18 protein-coding genes and 2 tRNA genes are annotated in these 19,854 nt (G+C 70.2%); 16 read left to right on the top strand and 4 right to left on the bottom strand.

The genetic code is table 11. From position 1 onward, the window contains the following. The first annotated feature begins 92 nt into the window (after positions 1 to 92). From EHO50_RS04440 to EHO50_RS04430, 3 genes are all read left to right on the top strand, one after another. Complete coding sequence (locus EHO50_RS04440; RefSeq protein ID WP_128428458.1) at positions 93 to 1,379, top strand: glutamate-5-semialdehyde dehydrogenase; 1,287 nt, start codon at positions 93 to 95, stop codon at positions 1,377 to 1,379. Between the two features lie 167 nt (positions 1,380 to 1,546). Beyond that, positions 1,547 to 2,122 carry an SCO2584 family spore wall biosynthesis protein gene (locus EHO50_RS04435; RefSeq protein ID WP_484422062.1) on the top strand — a complete coding sequence of 192 codons (576 nt, stop codon included), beginning with the start codon at positions 1,547 to 1,549 and terminating at the stop codon, positions 2,120 to 2,122. 121 nt (positions 2,123 to 2,243) lie between these two features. Then, on the top strand, positions 2,244 to 3,314 hold the full coding sequence (locus EHO50_RS04430; RefSeq protein ID WP_128428456.1) for an SCO2583 family membrane protein: 1,071 nt from the start codon (positions 2,244 to 2,246) through the stop codon (positions 3,312 to 3,314). Between the two features lie 149 nt (positions 3,315 to 3,463). Here EHO50_RS04430 and EHO50_RS04425 read toward each other — a convergent pair whose 3' ends face one another. Further along, complete coding sequence (locus tag EHO50_RS04425; protein WP_128428455.1) at positions 3,464 to 4,573, bottom strand: M48 family metallopeptidase; 1,110 nt, start codon at positions 4,571 to 4,573, stop codon at positions 3,464 to 3,466. Between the two features lie 134 nt (positions 4,574 to 4,707). On the opposite strand from EHO50_RS04425, the gene EHO50_RS04420 reads away from it, so the two are divergent. The 8 genes from EHO50_RS04420 (at position 4,708) to EHO50_RS04380 (ending at position 9,701) form a co-directional block, all read left to right on the top strand. After that, the gene (locus EHO50_RS04420; RefSeq protein ID WP_093909385.1) at positions 4,708 to 4,869 is read left to right on the top strand and encodes a hypothetical protein; all 162 of its coding nucleotides are present in this window, start codon (positions 4,708 to 4,710) and stop codon (positions 4,867 to 4,869) included. A gap of 131 nt (positions 4,870 to 5,000) precedes the next feature. Beyond that, entirely contained in the window at positions 5,001 to 5,165 is a 165-nt protein-coding gene (locus EHO50_RS04415; RefSeq protein ID WP_128428454.1) for a hypothetical protein, read from the top strand. A gap of 89 nt (positions 5,166 to 5,254) precedes the next feature. Next, positions 5,255 to 5,893: a nicotinate-nucleotide adenylyltransferase gene (nadD, locus tag EHO50_RS04410; protein ID WP_128428453.1), complete on the top strand. Its 639-nt coding sequence runs from the start codon at positions 5,255 to 5,257 to the stop codon at positions 5,891 to 5,893. A 25-nt stretch (positions 5,894 to 5,918) separates the two neighbouring features. After that, entirely contained in the window at positions 5,919 to 7,628 is a 1,710-nt protein-coding gene (locus tag EHO50_RS04405; RefSeq protein ID WP_128428452.1) for an LCP family protein, read from the top strand. A 107-nt stretch (positions 7,629 to 7,735) separates the two neighbouring features. Continuing rightward, on the top strand, positions 7,736 to 8,182 hold the full coding sequence (gene rsfS, locus EHO50_RS04400) for a ribosome silencing factor (protein WP_128428451.1): 447 nt from the start codon (positions 7,736 to 7,738) through the stop codon (positions 8,180 to 8,182). Beyond that, a complete protein-coding gene (locus EHO50_RS04395; RefSeq protein ID WP_128428450.1) occupies positions 8,179 to 8,850 on the top strand; it encodes a histidine phosphatase family protein in 672 nt (223 codons plus the stop codon). Before rsfS ends, EHO50_RS04395 begins: the two co-directional genes overlap by 4 nt. 104 nt (positions 8,851 to 8,954) lie before the next feature. Next, positions 8,955 to 9,027: transfer RNA gene (locus EHO50_RS04390), tRNA-Ala, on the top strand. 440 nt (positions 9,028 to 9,467) lie between these two features. Further along, entirely contained in the window at positions 9,468 to 9,701 is a 234-nt protein-coding gene (locus EHO50_RS04380; RefSeq protein WP_003976229.1) for a hypothetical protein, read from the top strand. A gap of 6 nt (positions 9,702 to 9,707) precedes the next feature. On the opposite strand, the gene EHO50_RS04375 is transcribed toward EHO50_RS04380, so the two are convergent. Next, a complete protein-coding gene (locus tag EHO50_RS04375) occupies positions 9,708 to 10,916 on the bottom strand; it encodes a glycosyltransferase 87 family protein (RefSeq protein ID WP_425472127.1) in 1,209 nt (402 codons plus the stop codon). Positions 10,917 to 11,028: 112 nt separating this feature from the next. On the opposite strand from EHO50_RS04375, the gene EHO50_RS04370 reads away from it, so the two are divergent. Next, positions 11,029 to 11,101: transfer RNA gene (locus EHO50_RS04370), tRNA-Ala, on the top strand. Positions 11,102 to 11,227: 126 nt separating this feature from the next. On the opposite strand, the gene EHO50_RS04365 is transcribed toward EHO50_RS04370, so the two are convergent. Then, a complete protein-coding gene (locus EHO50_RS04365; RefSeq protein ID WP_128428448.1) occupies positions 11,228 to 12,838 on the bottom strand; it encodes an NADH-quinone oxidoreductase subunit NuoF family protein in 1,611 nt (536 codons plus the stop codon). Then, the gene (locus EHO50_RS04360) at positions 12,835 to 14,151 is read right to left on the bottom strand and encodes a ferric reductase-like transmembrane domain-containing protein (RefSeq protein WP_181449550.1); all 1,317 of its coding nucleotides are present in this window, start codon (positions 14,149 to 14,151) and stop codon (positions 12,835 to 12,837) included. The genes EHO50_RS04365 and EHO50_RS04360 overlap by 4 nt, the downstream gene beginning before the upstream one ends. 469 nt (positions 14,152 to 14,620) lie before the next feature. Here EHO50_RS04360 and leuS point away from each other — a divergent pair, with 469 nt between their 5' ends. From leuS to EHO50_RS04340, 4 genes are all read left to right on the top strand, one after another. Then, positions 14,621 to 17,515 (top strand): leucine--tRNA ligase, encoded by a 2,895-nt coding sequence (leuS, locus tag EHO50_RS04350; protein ID WP_128428446.1) that lies wholly within the window; start codon positions 14,621 to 14,623, stop codon positions 17,513 to 17,515. A 27-nt stretch (positions 17,516 to 17,542) separates the two neighbouring features. Beyond that, on the top strand, positions 17,543 to 17,671 hold the full coding sequence (locus tag EHO50_RS45555) for a hypothetical protein (RefSeq protein WP_281288150.1): 129 nt from the start codon (positions 17,543 to 17,545) through the stop codon (positions 17,669 to 17,671). Positions 17,672 to 17,778: 107 nt separating this feature from the next. Next, positions 17,779 to 18,522, top strand: coding sequence for a hypothetical protein (locus EHO50_RS04345; RefSeq protein WP_128428445.1), 744 nt, complete (start codon positions 17,779 to 17,781; stop codon positions 18,520 to 18,522). 93 nt (positions 18,523 to 18,615) lie between these two features. Further along, positions 18,616 to 19,461 carry a DegV family protein gene (locus tag EHO50_RS04340; protein WP_128428444.1) on the top strand — a complete coding sequence of 282 codons (846 nt, stop codon included), beginning with the start codon at positions 18,616 to 18,618 and terminating at the stop codon, positions 19,459 to 19,461. Positions 19,462 to 19,854: the final 393 nt, after the last annotated feature.

Below are 19,854 nucleotides of genomic sequence, written 5' to 3'. Positions count from 1 at the left end.
GGGGCAAAAGAGGACGAGAGGCGCGTATCGGTTCCGTCTCGGGAGATGGGACAGCGGAAGGACGCCGGCCCCGGTCGCACTACCCTTCTTTCATGACCACGCTTTCGCCGTACGACTCCATGTCCCCGGTCACCCAGGCCGCCTACCGCGCCAAGGCCGCCGCCGCCGACCTCGCCCCCCTCCCGCGGGCCGAGAAGGACGACGCGCTGCTCGCCATCGCGGACGCCCTGGAGGTCCGTACGAGCGAAATCGTCGAGGCCAACGCCAAGGACATCGCCAAGGCCCGCGAGGCCGGCACCAGCGAGGCGATCATCGACCGGCTGACGCTCACGCCGGAGCGGGTGCGGGCCATCGCCGCCGACGTGCGGGACGTCGTCGCCCTGCCCGACCCCGTCGGCGAGGTCGTCCGCGGGTCCACGCTGCCGAACGGCATCGACCTGCGCCAGGTCCGCGTCCCGCTGGGCGTCGTCGGGATCATCTACGAGGCCCGCCCGAACGTCACCGTGGACGCCGCCGCCCTCTGCCTGAAGTCCGGCAACGCCGTGCTGCTGCGCGGCTCGGCCTCGGCGTACGAGTCGAACACCGCCCTCGTCCGGGTGATCCGGGATGCCGTGGGCGGGGCCGGGCTGCCCGCCGACGCCGTGCAGCTGGTGCCCGGGGAGAGCCGCGAGAGCGTGCGCGAGCTGATGCGCGCCCGCGGCCTCGTCGACGTGCTGATCCCGCGCGGTGGTGCCTCGCTGATCCAGACCGTCGTGTCGGAGTCGATCGTCCCCGTCATCGAGACCGGCACCGGCAACTGCCATGTGTACGTCGACGCCCACGCCGACCTCGACATGGCCGTCGAGATCCTGATCAACTCCAAGGCCCAGCGGGTCAGCGTCTGCAACGCCGCCGAGACCCTCCTGGTCCACCAGGACATCGCCCCCGAGTTCCTGCCGCGCGCCCTGGACGCCCTCGCGGAGGCCGGGGTGACCGTGCACGCCGACGAGAGGGTGCTGGCGTACGCCAAGGACTCCAAGGCGACCGTCGTCGAGGCCACGACCGAGGACTGGGAGAGCGAGTACCTGTCGTACGACATCGCCGCCGCGGTGGTGGACTCGCTGGACAAGGCCGTCGAGCACATCCGCCTGTGGACCTCCGGGCACACCGAGGCCATCGTGACCACCTCGCAGCAGGCCGCCCGCCGGTTCACCCAGCTGGTCGACTCCACGACGGTCGCGGTGAACGCCTCCACCCGCTTCACGGACGGCGGCCAGTTCGGTTTCGGCGCGGAGATCGGCATCTCCACGCAGAAGCTGCACGCCCGCGGTCCGATGGGACTGCCGGAACTGACCAGCACGAAGTACATCGTCACCGGGGACGGGCACGTACGGCGCTGAGTCGCCCGGCGCATTGAAGGACTCCCCGGCGCGGGGCGCGCGGCCAGGGCATATGCGCCCGACACGCGCTCCCGGACTGCCCCCGTGCCGCACCAGAGGTGTCTCACAAGGCGGATGAATTTCCATACCGTCTGCCCAAATTGACCCCCCAGGACTACTCTGGATCCGTGCCGGAGGACGTGGGGGGCACGCCGTTCCCTGACGGCTGGGAGCCCGACGACGACCACGACCGCGGGGTGTCGGACGAAGAGTTCGCCTCCGTGGTCTTCGACGAGGCCTTCGTACGGGCGGCCGTGGTGCACGAGCCGACTGCCGTCGAGCGCCTCCTGGCCGCCGCCCAGGCGAGAGCGGAGGCCTCCGAGGCGGAAGCGCGCCGGGCACACGGCCGGGGCGAGCGGTTCGACGACGGGTACGGCCCCGACGGCCGCACCGGTTTCGGCCATGATCCCGAGCTCGACGATCTGGACGACACGGACATACTCGAGGACCGTTACGGCGCCCCCTGGGCATACGGCAAGCAGGTCCGCTGGCACCGTCCCGTCGCCTGGGTGCTCGCCCTCGTGATGGGGATCGGCATGGTCGCGCTGGCCTTCACGGCGGTCTACCGCGGCGCTTCCTCCGGCAACCGGGACCAGGTCCCGCCGCCCGCGTCCACCGGGCTGGAACAGGGCAGCGGAGCGGCTCCCTCCGCCTCCGCCGATCACTCCCAGCCCGCCATTTCGGCCATCCCGCGCACGCCCTGAACGGAGCTGTTCGAGGGCCTGAGCATTGCTGAGAGCTGCCTCACCATCCTGGTGAGAACCTGTCAGAACTTGTCGTGTACCAGGGCGTTTACCGGAGCTCCCCGCGACCTACCCTGAAGATATGGGAGGGCCTGGAGACCCACCCGAGGGGGCACCCGAGGGCGGCCCCGGAGGTGGTGAGGACGAGTACCGATCCGTCGTCTTCGACGAGTCGTTCGTCCGTGCTGCCCGCCTTCAGGAGTTCTCCGCGCAGGAGCGCATCGCCGACCACGCGCCCGCCGTACGCCGCCGTCCACCGCTGCGCCGGGGCCTGTCCCGGCAGGCGCTGATCCTGGTCCTGTTGATCGCCGTTGCCTTCGGTACGGCGATCTATATGGGTGTACGGCACCCCTATCAGAACCCCGCGAGTTCCGGGCCGCCCGCCGAGCCCCTGCGGATGACCGTCATCCCGCTCGCCCCGCAGGGCAAGGTGCCCGGGGCGAGCGACACCGACCACCTGTACGCGCAGAGTCCCGCCGCGCAGTTCCGCATCGGCGCGGAGGGCATACCGCTGCCGGCCGCGCGGCGTACCGCGCACTTCTCGGACAGTCAGGTGACGAACGCGCTGAGTATCGCCAAGGACTACATCGTGCGGTCCTCGCTGTACCCCGAGGTGCTCACCGGGGACCAGGTCCGTCCGGTGCGGGTCCTGCTCGATCCCGACCAACTGGACCAGTTCGACCAGAGCTTCCGCCATCCGGCCGCGGACGGGCGGCATGCGCCGACCGGGTGGCTGGTTCGGTTCGATCCGGCTCAGGCCGAGCTGGCCGATCGCAAGATCCGGGTGCAGGGGACGCTGCAGGCCGCGGAGACCGACTCCTCGACGCTGGAGGTCACGGCCGATCACACGTTTGTGTACGCGCTGCGGGCGGTGGGGGCCGGTGCGGATCAGGCCTCACTTTTCACCGTGCGTCGGGAGCTGCAGTTCCGGTTCGACCGTGAGGACCTGCGGCTGAATCAGGTCCAGCTGGTCGTGTCCTATGTCCAGGCGGGGCCGCTGTCCTGCGCCGAGGACTCCACGAACCGGCTGCATCCGCTGCTGGCGGGGCAGACGGCGAAGGAGGGCGGGCCGGCGGGGACCGACCCGTACGCCACGGGCGGGGCGACGGCGCTGTGCGGGTCGCTGGCGGCGGGGGCCCAGCCGAAGGTTTGAGCGGGGAGTTTTATCGCCCCCGCCGCCCCTACCCTTCCCGTCCTTGAAGGGGCTCCGCCCCTTCGACCCCGGTGGGGGCCTGCGGCCCCCAGACCCCCGCTTCGGCCCTGAACGGGCCTCGTCCTCAAACGCCGGACGGGCTGAATAGCTCAGCTGCCGGATCCTTCGTCGTCCGTGTCGTCGCGCCTCGGCTCGTCCTTCGGTGGGGCGCTTGTGAAGCCGCCGAAGCCCCTTCGCACCCGGCCGCCCAGGTCTCCCGCGCCGCCGGCGATGTCCGTGACCAGCTTCATCAGGGGGTCCTTGGAGGACTTCACGTGGGTGGCGTAGTGGGACGCCGACTCGCGGAAGGAGTCGGTGACCGACGTGTCCTTGTCCTCCGAGCGGCGCGGATAGTGGCCGTCCATGATCCGCTGGTGGTCGCGGGACTCGGCCCACTTCTTCAGCTCGGCCGCGCGGACCGTGGTGAAGGGGTGGGAGCGGGGCAGGACGTTCAGGATCTTCAGGACCGAGTCGCGCAGGTCGCCGCCCGCCTCGTACTCCTCGGCCTGCTTCAGGAAGGCGTCCACGTTCATCTCGTGCAGATGGTGGCCGCCCGCGAGCTTCATCAGGCCGCGCATCGAGGCCTGGAGGTCCTGGCCGACGAGCAGGCCGGCCCGGTCGGCGGACAGCTCCGACTTGCGGAACCACTCGCGCAGCGCCGTCACGATCGCCATGATCGCGATGTTGCCCAGCGGGATCCAGGCGACCCGGACGGCCAGGCTGGTCAGGAAGAGGAGGATCGTGCGGTAGACCGAGTGGCCGGAGAGGGCGTGGCCCACCTCGTGGCCGACCACCGCCCGCATCTCCTCCTCGTCGAGCAGCTCCAGCAGCCCCGTCGTGACCACGATGATCGGCTCGTCCAGGCCGATGCACATCGCGTTCGGCACCGGGTCCTGGTTGACGTACATCGGCGGGACCTTCTCCAGGTCCAGGATGTAACAGGCGTCCCGCAGCATGTCGTTGAGGTGCGCGAACTGCTGCTCCGACACCCGCACCGAGTCGGACAGGAACAGCAGCCTGAGGCTGCGCTCGGGCAGCAGGCCGCTCAAGGCCTTGAAGACCGTGTCGAAGCCGCTGAGCTTGCGCAGGGCCACCAGGGCCGAACGGTCCGCCGGGTGCTCGTACGCGCGCGAGGAGATCCCCGGGAAGCGCCTGCGCTGCCTGCTCGGTACGTTCTCGTGCCCGTTGTGCTCGTGGCCGTCGGACATGTCTTCCCCCATGTGCGTGTGGATGGCTCTCTATGGCTCTCTGCGGCCCTTTGCTGAGCCTTGTTCCGCCCTTTGCACCCCCGAAGCAGAGCCCAGCCTAGGCGGAGTTACCGTGGACGGGCACTACAGCGAAGGAGTTCCGCGCCATGGAGCACAACCCCGCCGCCGCCTGGCTCACCGAGGCCGCGAGCGCAGCCGAGCAGCAGGGGGCGGGGAATCTGCTCCGGGTCGTACTGATCGTGATGGTCGTGGGCTGTGTGCTGACCGCGTGGTTCCTGTTGCGGGGCTACAGGCGGAAGGACGAGTGAGCCCCCGGGAAGGTTCCCCGCGGGCCGTCGCAGGCGCCCCAACGGTGGAGTCGGCGTGATCGCCGTCATGGCGCCCGCTTACGATGGGCCGACATCTTTATCCCGCCCACACCCGATAGGTCACGCCGAAGATGAGCTTCCACAGCGCCGCTGCCCAGTTGGTCACCCTCGCCGCCGAGGGCGAGGAGCACGGGGGCAACCACGACAGCATCAGCCCGTGGCTCACCGGGGGTGGCGCCTTCGTCATCCTGCTGCTCCTGCTGTGGATCACGACCCGCTTCAACCGCGACCGCTGAGCTGCGACCAGGCCTTTCCCGGTCCGCCCGGGCAGTTGCCGCAGCTGTCGGCCGAGGCCCCTCAGGCGGGGCCGGTAGGGTCTGCACGCATGGGAGAGCAGGACATGCCTACCGGCCCCGGAAGCGGCCCCACGAACCCCGGCAAGCGCCGCCTCGGCGTCATGGGTGGAACGTTCGACCCGATCCACCACGGCCACCTCGTCGCGGCCAGTGAGGTCGCCGCGCAGTTCCACCTCGACGAGGTCGTGTTCGTGCCGACCGGCCAGCCGTGGCAGAAGAGCCACCGGCACGTCTCCCCGGCCGAGGACCGCTATCTGATGACGGTCATCGCCACCGCCGAGAACCCGCAGTTCTCCGTCAGCCGCATCGACATCGACCGCGGCGGCCCGACGTACACCGTGGACACCCTGCGTGACCTGCGCGTGCTCAACCCGGACACCGACCTCTTCTTCATCACCGGCGCCGACGCCCTGGGCCAGATCCTGACCTGGCGGGACTCGGAAGAGTTGTTCTCCCTCGCGCACTTCATCGGGGTCACCAGGCCCGGCCACCACCTCGACGACTCCGGGCTCCCGGAGGGCGGCGTGTCGTTGGTCGAGGTTCCCGCGCTGGCCATCTCGTCCACCGATTGCCGCGCGAGAGTCGCAAAGGGAGATCCCATCTGGTATCTGGTGCCCGACGGAGTCGTGCGCTACATCGACAAACGTGAGCTGTACCGCGGCGAGTGAGGCAGTGAGCCGAGAGGGGCTACCGGTGAACGACCGATACGACGCGGGGGCCGCAGGATACGAGGCCGACCAGTACGAACTCGTCGGCTACGACGAGTACGGGCGGCCGATGTACCGACAGGTCCCGCCACCGCAGCAGCCGCCCCAGCAGTCGTACGACCCCTACGCACAGCAGGGGTACGGCTACGACCCGTACGCGACCGGCCGACAGCAGCCGGCCCCGCCGTACGACCCCTACGGCAGCGGCGACACCGGCCAGCAGCCGACCACGCCCGGCTACGACCCGTACGGCACCGGCACGCACCACCAGCAGCAGGCCGGCGGGCACTCGGCGCCGTACGACCCGTACGGCCGTACCGCCACCAGTGGGCAGCAGCACCGCGTCGCCGAGCAGACCGCGTACATCCCGCACCAGGCCGGGCCGGTCGAGGAGCCGATGGCCCAGGACCGGGGGGACCGGGACTACCGCACCGAGCAGTTCGCCTTCGTCGAGGAGCCCGACTCGGACTCCGAGGACGTCATCGACTGGCTGAAGTTCACCGAGAACCGCACCGAGCGGCGCGAGGAGGCCCGGCGACGGGCACGCGCGCGTGTGATCGCGCTCGTGGTCGTCCTGGCGGTCGCCGCGGCCGGCGGCGTCGGCTACCTCTGGTACGCCGGGAAGCTGCCCGGTCTGTCGTCGTCCGACAGCAAGGAGGGCACGGCGACGGCCGTGGGCGCCCAGAAGCGGGACGTGATCGTCGTCCATCTGCACAACACCAAGAAGGGCGGCACCTCCACGGCGCTGCTCGTCGACAACACCACCACCAAGCAGGGCACCACCGTCCTGCTGCCCAACTCCCTCGCCCTGACCGGCGACGACGGCAGCACGACCACCCTCGCCAAGTCGGTCGACGACGACGGCTCCTCCGGGACGCGCGACGCGATCGACACCGTCCTCGGCACCGAGATCCAGGGCACCTGGCGGCTGGACACCCCGTATCTGCAGAACCTCGTCGACCTGGTCGGCAACATCGAGGTCGACACCAACGTCGACGTGCCCGACCCGGCCGCCAAGTCCAAGGGCGCCGCGCCCCTCGTACGCAAGGGCCAGGACCAGTCCCTCAGCGGCAAGATGGCCGTCGCCTACGCCACCTACAGCGGCTCGGGCGAGGCCCCGAACGCCCAGCTGGAGCGGTTCGGGCAGGTCATGCAGGCCGTGCTGCGCAAGCTGACCTCGGACACGCAGGGTGCGACGACCACCGTGCAGACGCTCGGGATGATCATCGAGCCGCCGCTGACCGACAAGGACCTCGGCGCCTTCCTCGCCAAGCTCGCCGACCTCGCCAAGGGCGGCGACTACAAGACGGCCCTGCTGCCCGTCCAGACCGACGGCACGCTGAGCGCACAGGCGAGCGCCAGTGTCGTCAAGGACGTCCTCGGCGGCACCGCCAAGAGCCCCGACAAGGACGCCGCCGTGCGCGTGTCCGTCCGCAACGCCAGCGGCGCCAAGGGCAACACCGACAAGGCCCGGGTCGTGCTGCTGAACGGCGGCTTCACCTTCCTGGAGGGCGGTTCGGCGTCCACCGCGGCCACGTCCGAGGTCGTCTACGCCGACGCCGCCGACAAGGAAAACGCCACCGAGGTCGCCAAGACCCTGGGCCTGTCCTCCGCAGCGGTCGCCAAGGGCGACGTGTCCGCGAACGCGGACGTCTCGGTGGTCCTCGGCCAGGACTACGAACCGTCGGCCTCTTAGCGGGCACAACACCCGGGGCACCCCACGTGAGCCGATAATCACGTGGGGTGCTGTCGGCGGTCCGTGAGACCCTTGATGTCAAGTGTCCGCCGACCGAAAGCCTTGTAGTGACCGCTACCGACCGTTCCCTCGAGCTCGTCACCACCGCCGCCCAGGCGGCCGCCGACAAGCTCGCGCACGACATCATCGCCTACGACGTCAGCGACGTCCTGTCGATCACGGACGCCTTCCTGCTGGCCTCCGCGCCCAACGACCGCCAGGTCAAGTCGATCGTCGACGAGATCGAGGAGCGGCTCCTCAAGGAGCTCGGCGCCAAGCCGGTGCGCCGCGAGGGCGACCGCGAGGCCCGCTGGGTGCTGCTCGACTACGTCGACATCGTCGTGCACGTCCAGCACAGCGAGGAGCGCGTCTTCTACGCGCTGGAGCGACTGTGGAAGGACTGCCCCGAGCTCGAGCTGCCCGAGGACGCCAAGGCCACCCGCGGCAAGGCCGCGGAGCACGCCAAGCTGCAGGCCGCGGAGGAGGCCGCCGAGCTGGGTGGTGAGTGGCGGTGAGCGCCACCGGCGAGGTGACCACGGGCCGGCCCGGCCGGGGCCGCCGCGTCATCCTGTGGCGGCACGGCCAGACGTCCTGGAACGTGGAGCGCCGCTTCCAGGGCACCACCGACGTCGCCCTCACCGAGGCCGGCATCTCCCAGGCCCGCCGCGCCGCCCGGCTGCTCGTCTCCCTCAAGCCCGACGCGATCATCGCCTCCGACCTCCAGCGCGCCGCGAACACGGCCGCCGAGCTGGCCGCGCTCACCGGCCTGGAGGTGACGCACGACGAGGGCCTGCGCGAGACCTACGCGGGCGTCTGGCAGGGCTTGACGCACGAGGAGATCATCGAGCGGTACGGCGAGGAGTACGCCGCGTGGAAGCGCGGTGAGCCGGTGCGCCGCGGCGGCGGCGAACTGGAGACCGAGGTCGCCGAGCGCGCCGCCCCGGTGGTCCTCCGGCACGCCGAGAAGCTCCCCGACGACGGCACGCTCGTCGTGGTCAGCCACGGCGGCACGATCCGTACGACCATCGGCCGCCTCCTGGGCCTGGAGGCCCGGTACTGGGAGAGCCTCGGCGGCCTCACCAACTGCTGCTGGTCCGTCCTGGGCGAGGGCGCCCGCGGCTGGCGCCTGCTGGAGCACAACGCCGGCACGCTGCCGGAGCCGGTGCTCGGCGACGACGACTGACGCCGGAGGTCCCGGCCGGGACGACCCGGGACCTGGATTTCACTTTCCGGCAGGTCGCAGGCTAGAGTTCTTCTTGTTCGCCCGCCCGAGCGGGAGGAACGCCAGGGGCTATAGCTCAGTTGGTAGAGCGCCTGCATGGCATGCAGGAGGTCAGGAGTTCAATTCTCCTTAGCTCCACAGCGAGACAACAAGATCCCGCCGATCCCTTCGATCGGCGGGATCTTCTGGTATCCGAACTGTTCGGGTCCGTCTTGAGTCACTTGGGCCTCGGAGGCGTATACCTCTCAGGAGGCGCTTTGGGGTGCGTGTTCGCACGGTTCGTACGGGTCGCGGAGGCTGCCGTGTCCGGACTGGTACTGAGGCGTCGCTGACCGTATTGGTCCGGCCGTGGCAGAATCAAACGGCCGGAAGGGAGCGCGGCCCGACGGGAGGGAGTAGCGATGCCTGCGAGCATCCTCGAAGAGGTCGGTCACCTCTTCGAAGCAGCATTGACTCGGGATACGATCACCCGCCTCAGCTGCCCTTCCTGCGGCTCCGTCCATGTCGCCCAGCTCCTTGGCGACAACGGCGGAATTTCCTACGTGTGCACGGCCTGCGGCCACAGCTGGAGCTGATCGATGGGTGCACACAGGCGAAAGTGCGACTGGTGCGGCAGCGGAACGCCGATCGTCCGTGACATGGAACCGGTGAACCCCGACTACCAGTACTGGTGCGAGGAATGCGCGCGGGCGCTGATCATAAAAGGCGATCCGATCGAGACGTACCGTGAACTCGAGGGCGAACCGATCTACGGCCGTCTCCTCGAAGAACACTGCACGCTCAAGCGCTTCTATTCCTTCGTCACGGCTTGACCTTCGTCACGGCTTGAGCTTCGGCAGGGCCTGACCGAGGCCGGGGCTCCTGAGGGCGGCCCCGGCGATCGCGAGGAAAAGGCAACCCGCCGTTCCATAGAGGGCGGACAACATCAACTCGATGCCGTTTTGGTGCAGTTCGTGCCGCCCCGGGCCGTGCGGCACCCACCACAGGGCGTACGAGCAGAAGACCAGCAGCGCGCTCACGGCGGCGGCCCGGTACGCGTGCGTGCCGAGGAGCAGGACGACCGGCAGGCCCCACACCCAGTGGTGCGACCAGGACACCGGGCTGATGAGCAGTGCCGTGACCGCGCACGAGGTCACCGCCCAGGCCCGCTGCCCACGCAACTCCGCCGCCACGGCCACGCCCAGCCCTGCCACGCCCACCACGGCCGCCGCGGCGACCCAGGCGGCCCCGGGCTCCGGAGTGTGCAGCAGTCGCGCGAGAACGCCGCGCAGGGCCTGGTTCGCGGTGTCCTCGGCGTGCCCGACGCGCCCCGCCGCGAACACCATGCGGCTCCAAAAGCGCCAGGAGTCGTACGGCAGTACGGCCGCGGCCAGCAGGGTCGCCCCCGTGAACCAGACGGCCGCCACGCGCGCGTGCCGCAGCCAGGGGCCGCCTGGGCCGTATCGGCGCCGGGCCACGACACCGGTGAGGAGCAGGAACACCGCGAAGAGCGCGGGCGTCAGCTTGACGGCCGCCGCGAGCCCGAGGCCGACGCCGGCCCAGCGCTCTCCCGGACGCCGTGACAGATCCCACAGCACCAGGACGGCGAGCAGCAGGTTGATCTGCCCGTACCGCAGCGTCGTCCACACCGGCTCGCACCACACGGTCACCGCCGCGACCCACCACACGCTCTCCACGCGCGCGTGCCCGACCAGACGCAGCGACAGCCGGACGAACACCACGAGCAGCGTGAGGTTCCCGGCCGTGCCCAGGGTGCGCATGGTCGCCGTGTCGAGAAACGTCAGTGGGGTGAACAGCAGGGCCGCGAACGGCGGGTAGGTGGCCGGCAGTCGGGCGGCCGTCGTCCGCAGCGCGTACAGGTCGCCTCCGGCCCTTACGGTCGCGCCCTCGGCCCGGTACACCATCAGGTCGATCATCGAGACGTGCGCGGCCCGCTGGGCCACCCAGAACGCGGCGAAGGAGACCAGGCAGGCGCCCAGGGCGACCGGCACACGGGGGCGGACTCCGGAGGGCGCGATCACGGTCACGGAATCCGACATTAGTGGTCGTATTGGCGCGGCCCGGAAACGATTTGGTGCTGCGCGAGGTCGACCGGTAATGTTGGCGTCGCCGCCGGGGAGACCCGCCGGAAGAAAGCAAGGGGCTATAGCTCAGTTGGTAGAGCGCCTGCATGGCATGCAGGAGGTCAGGAGTTCAATTCTCCTTAGCTCCACAGCAAGATCCCGCCGGATGGGTTTTGATCCGGCGGGATCTTTTTCGTTTGCGGAGACCCCTGGTTTCAGGGGCGATTGAGGGGCCGTCCGCGGAGGAAGGCCCCTTCACGCGCGCGTGCCCGGACTCAGCGTCCCAACGCGCGCCTGCCGCGGCCCTGGGAGAGGACCGGCAGGTTGCGCGACGACTCCTGCGAGCGCGTGTCCTCCTCGATGCGCAGGGCGAGGGCGGGGCAACGGCGCACCGCCCGCAGGGCCTTGGCCTCGGCGTAGCGCGGCACCTTCGCCTGGGCGACGGTCGGGAAGCCGTCGGCGCCGAGCTGGAAGACCTCCGGCAGGATGTCCGCGCACAGGCCGTGGCCGCGGCACAGCGTCCAGTCGACGTAGATCTTCTGGCGGCTGGGGCCGTTCTCCTCCGCCTCGGCGCCGCCAGGAATGCCCGACGGTGCCCTGCCGCCCTCGAAGAGCGGCAGAACGCCCTCCACGGGCCGTCCGCAGCCATTGCCGAGGACGTGTGCCGCAAGGTCGTCGGTGAACGCCTTGATGGTCGACTCCAGGAACATCGCGGAGCCGTCCGGGTGCGAGCACGCGCCGCGCCGCTTCACGTTCTTGGCGACCTGCTTGAGCGCCTCCAGGGCGGCGGGGCCACCGCCGTTGAGGATGTCCTCCATGCCGCGCGCGGCGGCCGGCAGACCGAGGTAGCAGGGGCCGCACTGGCCCGCGCTCTCCTCGGCCAGCCACTGGGCCACCCGCAGCGACTCGCCCAGCGGGCAGGTCTCCTGAGTGATCGGCAGGATCGCGCCGGCGCCCAGCGAACCGCCCACCGCGTCCAGGGAGTTGCGGGAGACGATCGCCTCGTTGACCGTCGCCGCGTCGATCCACTTGCCGTGGTAGCCGCCGGTCAGCACGCCCTGCGGGACGGGCGGGGCGCCGGCGAGCTGGAGGACGTAGCGCAGCGGCACGCCCGTGGGGACCTCGATGACCATGGGGCGGGCGACCGCGCCGGAGACCGTGAGCATGACGGTGCCCGGCTCGTCGTAGAGACCGGTGTTGCCGTAGCGCTCCGGGCCGATGCGGGCGGCGATCGCCAGCTGCGCGAACGTCTCGGCGTTGGACAGCAGGGTCGGGGCGCCGCCGACGCCGTTCTGCGAGGCGCTGACCTTGCGGCCGGAGGGGATCGCCGGGCCGCCGTCGATGGAGCGGATCACGGAGGCGGCGGCGCCGGTGACCATGCGCACCGGGTTGCGCTGCACGAACGCGCGTAGAGCGGAGCGGCGGCTGTTGCTGAGGCCGCGTTCGGCGAGGGCGGCCTCCATGGAGCGCTGGGTGGACTCCCGGGTGACCGCCACCACGAGCGTGCGGGCACCGAGGGCCTCGGCGCACAGCAGCGCGCCGTCCAGGATGAGATGCGGAGCACGGTTGATCATCACCGTGTCCTTGCGGCAGGCCGGTTCGTCCTCACTGCCGTTGACGACGACGACCGGCCGTACGCCGCGCTTGATCGCCGCCTCGGCGACCGAGCGCAGCTTCTTGTGGAAGGGGAAGCCCGCGCCGCCGCGGCCCTTGAGGTTGATGTTCTCGGCGAGTTTCGCGAGTTGCTCGCCGCCCATCGGTTCGAGCGGCCCGTGCACCTTCAGATGCATGGGCAGATCGAGTCTTTCGACAAGGTCGAAGCCCGACGTGAGCTGGGGAAGACCGACCACGCGGACTTCGGGCACGTCGGGCAGGGCCTCGTTCACTTAAAGCCTCCGGAAGGCGTGTTCCAAGGTTCGCCCGAACCCGGTGCGTCGAAGTCGTAGGAGGCACCGGGGAATGTTTCAGTGGCGGGACCGCTGTTGTTGTACGTGTCGTTCTGGTTGTACGTACCGAAGACGGCGTTCGTCTCAGAGGTGTCGTACACATCACTCGAGCCGTAGCCCGCGGCGCCCGAATTGCCATAGACCGGGATGTTGTATCCCGTGTCGTTGAGCGGGTCGTAGGACGACGGGGGCGCCTCGCCCACGGGCGGCGGGGAGGGGATCGGCCAGCTGCCCGAGGTGCTGCCCGAGCCGTCGATGCGTGGGATCGCCTCCGTCGGCTGCATGTCCAGGGGCAGGTCCATGCGTGAGGTCTGGTCGGCCATGTAGGGCTGCTGCCGGCCCTGGGAGCGGGGTGAGACCGCGCGGTAGGCGGCGGCGAAGCCGCCCGTGGATTCCGCCGAGGCGGGGGCCTGGGAGGGCATGCCGGGCAGGGGGCCCGTCCGCTCGTCGCGCGCCGACCGTGACGGGCGCTGGTTCTCGTAGCCCGGCAGCGCGGACCCGGACGCCGCCCGGGCGCGGCTCTCCTCCAGGTCCTCGCGCGCCCCCGGCTCGTTGCCGATGATCTGGGCGAGCCGGTCGGCGAACTTGCGCTTGACGGGGCGCGGGGAGGCGCGCAGCGCGAGGGCCGCGGCGACGGCGACCACGCACAGCTCGTAGCAGACCATGAAGAACGTCTTCGCGGGGCGGCCGGCGAACAGGCCGTGGATCAGGGCCGCGCACCAGGCCGGGTAGGCCAGCATGTGCATCGCGCGCCAGCGGGCGGCGACCGGCGCCGGGGAGGCGAACTGGTTGCGCAGGGCGCCGGTGACGCCCACGAAGATCATGAGCAGGGCGGCCAGGGAGCCCAGGCCGATGAGGAAGGCGCTGCCCGGGATCTCGTCGCCGCCGAAGAACACGAGGCTGAACGGGATCAGGGCGGCGATCGGGCTGGCGTGGTCCAGTGCCAGCTTCACGCCGATGTGCACCAGGAGGAACGCGATCGAGGCCACGGCCGTCACCCGGTGGATGCCCTGCGCGATGATCCGCTGGCGGGTGTTGAGGATCATCCGGTCCTGGGCGACGAGGCCCCAGATCACCGAGCAGGTGAGGCAGACGAGCGACAGGACGCCGGCGCCGAAGTTGAGGAACTCCTGGAGCCAGGTGCCGCCGAGCAGCACGACCAGGGGTATGAGCAGCAGAACAGCAGCGGTCGCCACCCCGTAGGCCGACCGGCCCGTCCTGGGGAGCGAACTGTTACTACGACGAGGGTTCATGGGGGCAACTCCGAGCGGTTCGGGAAGGCGGTCCCGCTGCCGCACTCTAAGTGGCTCCATACCGGGGGGTACGGCGTTTGAGTTATTGCGTTGTTATCTACGGGCTGCGAGGGACTGGCGATGTCCCATAGCGACTGTTACGCCAGGTAACAATTGAACGTTGCTCAGCTTTTCGAGGTCTTCACAACTCTCAGGTACGGAACCGGGGGCGCCGTTGTTCACGCGCGCCCCCTGTCTGAGCCTGTGGCGACCCCCACCGGAAGTCCGTCGCGACGCGCTCCGGCGCTGCGGTACCCTGACGCCATGCGTGCCGTACGCCTTCTGCTTAGCGGGCCGCGCTGATCAGTCCCGACCACCGGGCGAATCGGATGGTCGGAATCGGCGCGGCGTCCCCTCCTGTGCGAGGGGATTTTTCGTTTCCGGAGAACCGCAGCCGCTGGCAGAGACGATCGATGGAGCTTTGAGGATCATGAGCGAGACGAACCCCGCTGCCGCCGCCGAGGTGGCCGCGCCGCACCGCTACACGGCCGCCATGGCGGCCGACATCGAGGCACGCTGGCAGGACTTCTGGGACGCCGAGGGCACGTACGCGGCGCCGAACCCCAAGGGTGACCTGGCGGGCGACCCCGAGATCGTCGCCCGGCCCAAGAAGTTCATCATGGACATGTTCCCGTACCCCTCCGGTGCGGGCCTGCACGTCGGTCACCCCCTGGGCTACATCGCCACCGACGTCTTCGCGCGCTTCCAGCGCATGACCGGCCACAACGTCCTGCACACCCTGGGCTTCGACGCCTTCGGCCTGCCCGCCGAGCAGTACGCCGTGCAGACCGGCACGCACCCGCGGGTGTCCACCGAGGCCAACATCGAGAACATGAAGTCCCAGCTGCGCCGGCTGGGCCTGGGCCACGACAAGCGCCGGTCGTTCGCCACGATCGACCCGGACTACTACAAGTGGACCCAGTGGATCTTCCTGCAGATCTTCAACTCCTGGTACGACGACGAGGCCAAGAAGGCCCGCCCGATCTCCGAGCTGGTCGCCGCCTTCGAGTCCGGTGAGCGTGCCGTACCGAGTGCCGACGGCAGCGTTGACGGCGGCACGCGTGCGTGGAGCGAGCTGAGCGCCGCCGAGCGCGCCGACGTCCTGGGCGGGTTCCGCCTGGCGTACGCCTCCGACGCGCCGGTCAACTGGTGCCCCGGCCTGGGCACCGTCCTGGCCAACGAGGAGGTCACCGCCGACGGCCGCTCCGAGCGCGGCAACTACCCGGTCTTCAAGGCCAAGCTGCGCCAGTGGAACATGCGCATCACCGCCTACGCCGACCGGCTGCTGGACGATCTGGACGAGCTGGACTGGCCCGAGGCCATCAAGCTGCAGCAGCGCAACTGGATCGGCCGCTCCGAGGGCGCCCGCGTCGACTTCCCGATCGACGGCGAGCGCATCACCGTGTTCACCACGCGCCCGGACACCCTGTTCGGCGCGACCTACATGGTGCTGGCGCCCGAGCACCCGCTGGTCGAGAAGTTCACCCCGGACGCCTGGCCCGAGGGCACCCACGACGTCTGGACCGGCGGTCACGCGACCCCGGCCGAGGCCGTCGCCGCCTACCGCGCCCAGGCCGCCTCGAAGTCCGACGTCGAGCGCCAGGCCGAGGCCAAGGACAAGACCGGCGTCTTCATCGGCTCGTACGCGACCAACCCGGTCAACGGCGACAAGATCCCCGTCTTCATCGCCGACTACGTCCTGATGGGCTACGGCACCGGCGCGATCATGGCCGTACCGGCCGGCGACCAGCGCGACTTCGAGTTCGCGCGCGCCTTCGAGCTGCCGATCCACTGCATCGTCGAGCCGACGGACGGACGGGGTACGGACACCTCGACGTGGGAGGACGCCTTCTCGTCCTACGACGCGAAGATCATCAACTCCACCGGTGAGGGTATCTCCCTGGACGGCCTGGGCGTCGCCGAGGCCAAGGCGCGCATCACCGAGTGGATGGAGTCCAAGGGCATCGGCGAGGGCACCGTCAACTTCCGGCTGCGCGACTGGCTGTTCAGCCGTCAGCGCTATTGGGGCGAGCCCTTCCCGATCGTCTACGACGAGGACGGCATCGCCCACTCCCTGCCCGAGTCGATGCTGCCGCTGGAGCTGCCCGAGGTCGAGGACTACTCGCCGCGCACCTTCGACCCGGACGACGCCGACACCGAGCCCGAGACGCCGCTGTCGCGCAACGAGGAGTGGGTCAACGTCACGCTGGACCTGGGCGACGGCCCGAAGCGGTACCGGCGTGAGACCAACACCATGCCCAACTGGGCCGGTTCCTGCTGGTACGAGCTGCGCTACCTGGACCCGCACAACAGCGAGCAGCTGGTCGACCCGGAGATCGAGCAGTACTGGATGGGCCCGCGCGAGGGCCAGCCGCACGGCGGCGTCGACCTGTACGTCGGCGGCGCCGAGCACGCCGTACTGCACCTGCTGTACGCCCGTTTCTGGTCCAAGGTCCTGTTCGACCTGGGGCACGTCTCGTCCGCGGAGCCGTTCCACAAGCTGTTCAACCAGGGCATGATCCAGGCCTACGTCTACCGCGACAGCCGTGGCATCGCGGTGCCGGCCGCCGAGGTGGAGGAGCGCGACGGCGCGTACTACTACCAGGGCGAGAAGGTCTCCCGGCTGCTGGGCAAGATGGGCAAGTCCCTGAAGAACGCGGTCACTCCGGACGAGATCTGCGCCGAGTACGGCGCCGACACGCTGCGCCTGTACGAGATGGCGATGGGCCCGCTGGACGTGTCCCGGCCGTGGGACACGCGCGCGGTGGTGGGCCAGTTCCGGCTGCTGCAGCGGCTGTGGCGCAACGTCGTCGACGAGACCACCGGTGAGGTGACGGTGGTCGACGCCGAGCCCGACGAGGACACGCTGCGTGCCCTGCACAAGGCGATCGACGGGGTGCGCGGGGACCTGGAGGGCATGCGGTTCAACACCGCGATCGCCAAGGTCACCGAGCTGAACAACCATCTGACCAAGGCGGGCGGAGCGCTGCCGCACTCGGTCGCCGAGGCACTGGTGCTGATGGCCGCGCCGCTGGCCCCGCACATCGCCGAGGAACTGTGGCGCAGGCTGGGCCACGAGGACTCGGTGGTGCACCAGGACTTCCCGGTGGCCGACCCGGCGTACGTCGTGGACGAGACCGTGACCTGTGTCGTGCAGATCAAGGGCAAGGTCAAGGCCCGCCTGGAGGTCTCGCCGGCCATCTCCGAGGAGGAGCTGGAGAAGGTCGCGCTGTCCGACGAGAAGGTCGTGGCGGCGCTGGACGGCGCAGGGATCCGCAAGGTGATCGTGCGGGCCCCGAAGCTGGTGAACATCGTTCCGGCGTAGCCCTTGGGCGGTTGGGCCGGTTCGGACGTGGGCTCGGTGATCGCCGTGAAGTCGGTGATCGCCGTGAGCTCGGTGATCGCCGTGAGCTCGGTGATTGCCGTGAGCTCGGGCGACGGCTCAGGTGCTGCCGTGAGCATGGTGATCGGCTCGGGGTGATCCTCTACGGGCAGGTTCGGGGTTCTGCTGGAACTCCGGGCCTGCCTGCTGCGTTTACCGTTGAAGAGTGACGCGGTGTGTGTCGCGGCCGGTCTGAGGAGGAGCTCGTGGAAGCAGTGATCGCAGTTTTCGCCCTGCTCTTCGTGCTCTTCGTCGTGCTCGGCGCGTATGCCACCGTGAAGGTGGTCGGCGCCGCCAAGCGACGGGTCGACGAGACCATCACCCACGCCCGGCGCACCGTCGAGGACCACACCCTGCGGGCCAAGTCCTTCGCCCAGCCCGGCCCGGCCGGCGAGCTCGCCCAGCTGCGGCTGAAGCTGCGCACCTCCATGCGGGCCACCCAGGACGCGCTGCACGCGGGCGCGGCCGAGGACGAGTCCCTCAAGGAGTCCCTCGGCCTCTTCCGGCGCCTCAGCGCGCACGGGCATGAACTGGACGCCGAACTGCGGCGCCTGGAGTCCGAGCCCGACCGCGCCACGCTCGCCGAGCGGCTGCCCGACCTGCGCGAGCGCACCGAGCGCATCGTCCAGTCCGCGGACGCGCTGCGCTGGGCGGCCCGCGACCGGGCCCACCGTTTCGCCGACGACGACCTGGACGGCCTCAGCGCGCAGATCGACGTGGAGACCGGCGCCCTGCGGCACTGGCAGACGACGGAGCCCTCGTCGTCGACGCCGCCGCCCCCGTGGCCGGAGGCCCCCGCCGCCGAGGCCGCCGCGACGACCGAACAGACGTGGCCGGACAGCCCTCAGCCGCAGCGGGCCGAGGAGCCTACGCGGCCCGCCATCACGCCGCCCGGCCCTCGCCCGACGTACCCCTGGCAGAAGAAACCCCGCCCCGAGAGCACGACTTGAGGACGACTGAGCACGCGCTGATCCGGTCAAGGCATTCCCAGGTGGACGGGGTCGGACTGCCGCCCGGGCGCTACGCCAGGTAACCTCCAGCTCATGTCCCGCCATGTCGCGATCGTCACCGATTCAACGGCCTACCTGCCGCCACGGACGATGGAGCGCCACGGCATCACCGCGGTACCCCTGACCGTGGTCGTCGGCGGCCAGGCGCTGGACGAGGGCACCGAGATCTCGACCCGTTCCCTCGCCCAGGCGTTGCAGAAGCGACGCCCCGTCACCACCTCGCGTCCCAGCCCTGAGGTCTTCGCCGAGCACTACCGCAAGGTCGCCGAGTCCGGCGCCACCGGCATCGTCTCCCTGCACCTGTCCGCCGAGCTCTCCGGCACCTACGACGCGGCGGTCCTCGCGGCGCGCGAGGCACCGGTGCCGGTGCGGGTCGTGGACACCGGCATGATCGCCATGGCCCTCGGGTTCTGCGCGCTCGCCGCGGCCGAGGCGGCGGAGAGCGGCGGCACGGTGGACGAGGCCGTCACTGCCGCGGAGAAGCGGGCCGGGGGCACGGCCGCCTACTTCTACGTCGACACCCTCGACTATCTGCGCCGCGGTGGCCGTATCGGCGCCGCGCAGGCGTTGTTGGGGTCCGCGCTCGCGGTGAAGCCGCTGCTGCAGCTGGAGGGCGGCCGGATCGGACCGCTGGAGAAGGTACGGACGGCGTCCAAGGCGATCGCCCGCCTCGAGGAGATCGCGGCCGAGCGGGCGGGCAGCGCGCAGGTCGACATCGCGGTGCACCATCTCACCGCCCCCGACCGGGCGTCGGCGCTGGCGGATCGTTTGCGGGCGCGGGTGCCGGGGTTGGCTGAGCTGCATGTGAGTGAGGTCGGGGCGGTTATCGGGGCGCATACGGGGCCTGGGTTGTTGGGGGTTGTGGTTTCGCCGCGGTGAAGGGTTTGGCTGTGGTGAAGGGTTTGGCCGCGGTGAAGGGGCTGGCTGTGGTGGAGGGGTCGGTCGCGGCGAAGGGCTCGTTCACGGTGGCGGATTCGGTGTGGTGAGGGCTTTGGCTGCGGTGGCGGATTCGGCGCGGTGAGGCTTCGGCCGCGGTGGCCGATTCGGCGTGGTGAAGGTCTGGCCACGGTGGCGGTTCGTGGTGGGGGCGGATTGGCCGGGGTGGCGGGCTCTTCGGGTGGGTGCGTCACTCGTGTGGGTGGCGGAGTTATCCACAACTGGGCGGTAATCCCCGGGAATTGAGCAAGATCATCGCGGGTGGGGGCGGGTGCCCGATCCTCGTCGCATGGCACTTCGATCACGCACACGCACCACGACGGCAACCAGCGGCCC

The organism is Streptomyces cyaneus (assembly GCF_004028635.1).
Classification (GTDB): Bacteria; Actinomycetota; Actinomycetes; order Streptomycetales; family Streptomycetaceae; genus Streptomyces; species Streptomyces cyaneus.
Note: the sequence above shows the minus strand (reverse complement) of the source record. Positions and strands in the feature narration are given on the sequence as shown.

What these genes read in the sequence shown, in the direction of transcription:
- EHO50_RS04440 (WP_128428458.1), top strand. Translation starts at nt 93, where the DNA reads ATGACCACGCTTTCGCCGTACGACTCCATGTCCCCGGTCACCCAGGCC.
- EHO50_RS04430 (WP_128428456.1), top strand. Translation starts at nt 2,244, where the DNA reads ATGGGAGGGCCTGGAGACCCACCCGAGGGGGCACCCGAGGGCGGCCCC.
- EHO50_RS04425 (WP_128428455.1), bottom strand. Translation starts at nt 4,573, where the DNA reads ATGGGGGAAGACATGTCCGACGGCCACGAGCACAACGGGCACGAGAAC.
- EHO50_RS04420 (WP_093909385.1), top strand. Translation starts at nt 4,708, where the DNA reads ATGGAGCACAACCCCGCCGCCGCCTGGCTCACCGAGGCCGCGAGCGCA.
- EHO50_RS04415 (WP_128428454.1), top strand. Translation starts at nt 5,001, where the DNA reads ATGAGCTTCCACAGCGCCGCTGCCCAGTTGGTCACCCTCGCCGCCGAG.
- nadD (WP_128428453.1), top strand. Translation starts at nt 5,255, where the DNA reads ATGGGAGAGCAGGACATGCCTACCGGCCCCGGAAGCGGCCCCACGAAC.
- EHO50_RS04380 (WP_003976229.1), top strand. Translation starts at nt 9,468, where the DNA reads ATGGGTGCACACAGGCGAAAGTGCGACTGGTGCGGCAGCGGAACGCCG.
- EHO50_RS04360 (WP_181449550.1), bottom strand. Translation starts at nt 14,151, where the DNA reads ATGAACCCTCGTCGTAGTAACAGTTCGCTCCCCAGGACGGGCCGGTCG.
- leuS (WP_128428446.1), top strand. Translation starts at nt 14,621, where the DNA reads ATGAGCGAGACGAACCCCGCTGCCGCCGCCGAGGTGGCCGCGCCGCAC.
- EHO50_RS04340 (WP_128428444.1), top strand. Translation starts at nt 18,616, where the DNA reads ATGTCCCGCCATGTCGCGATCGTCACCGATTCAACGGCCTACCTGCCG.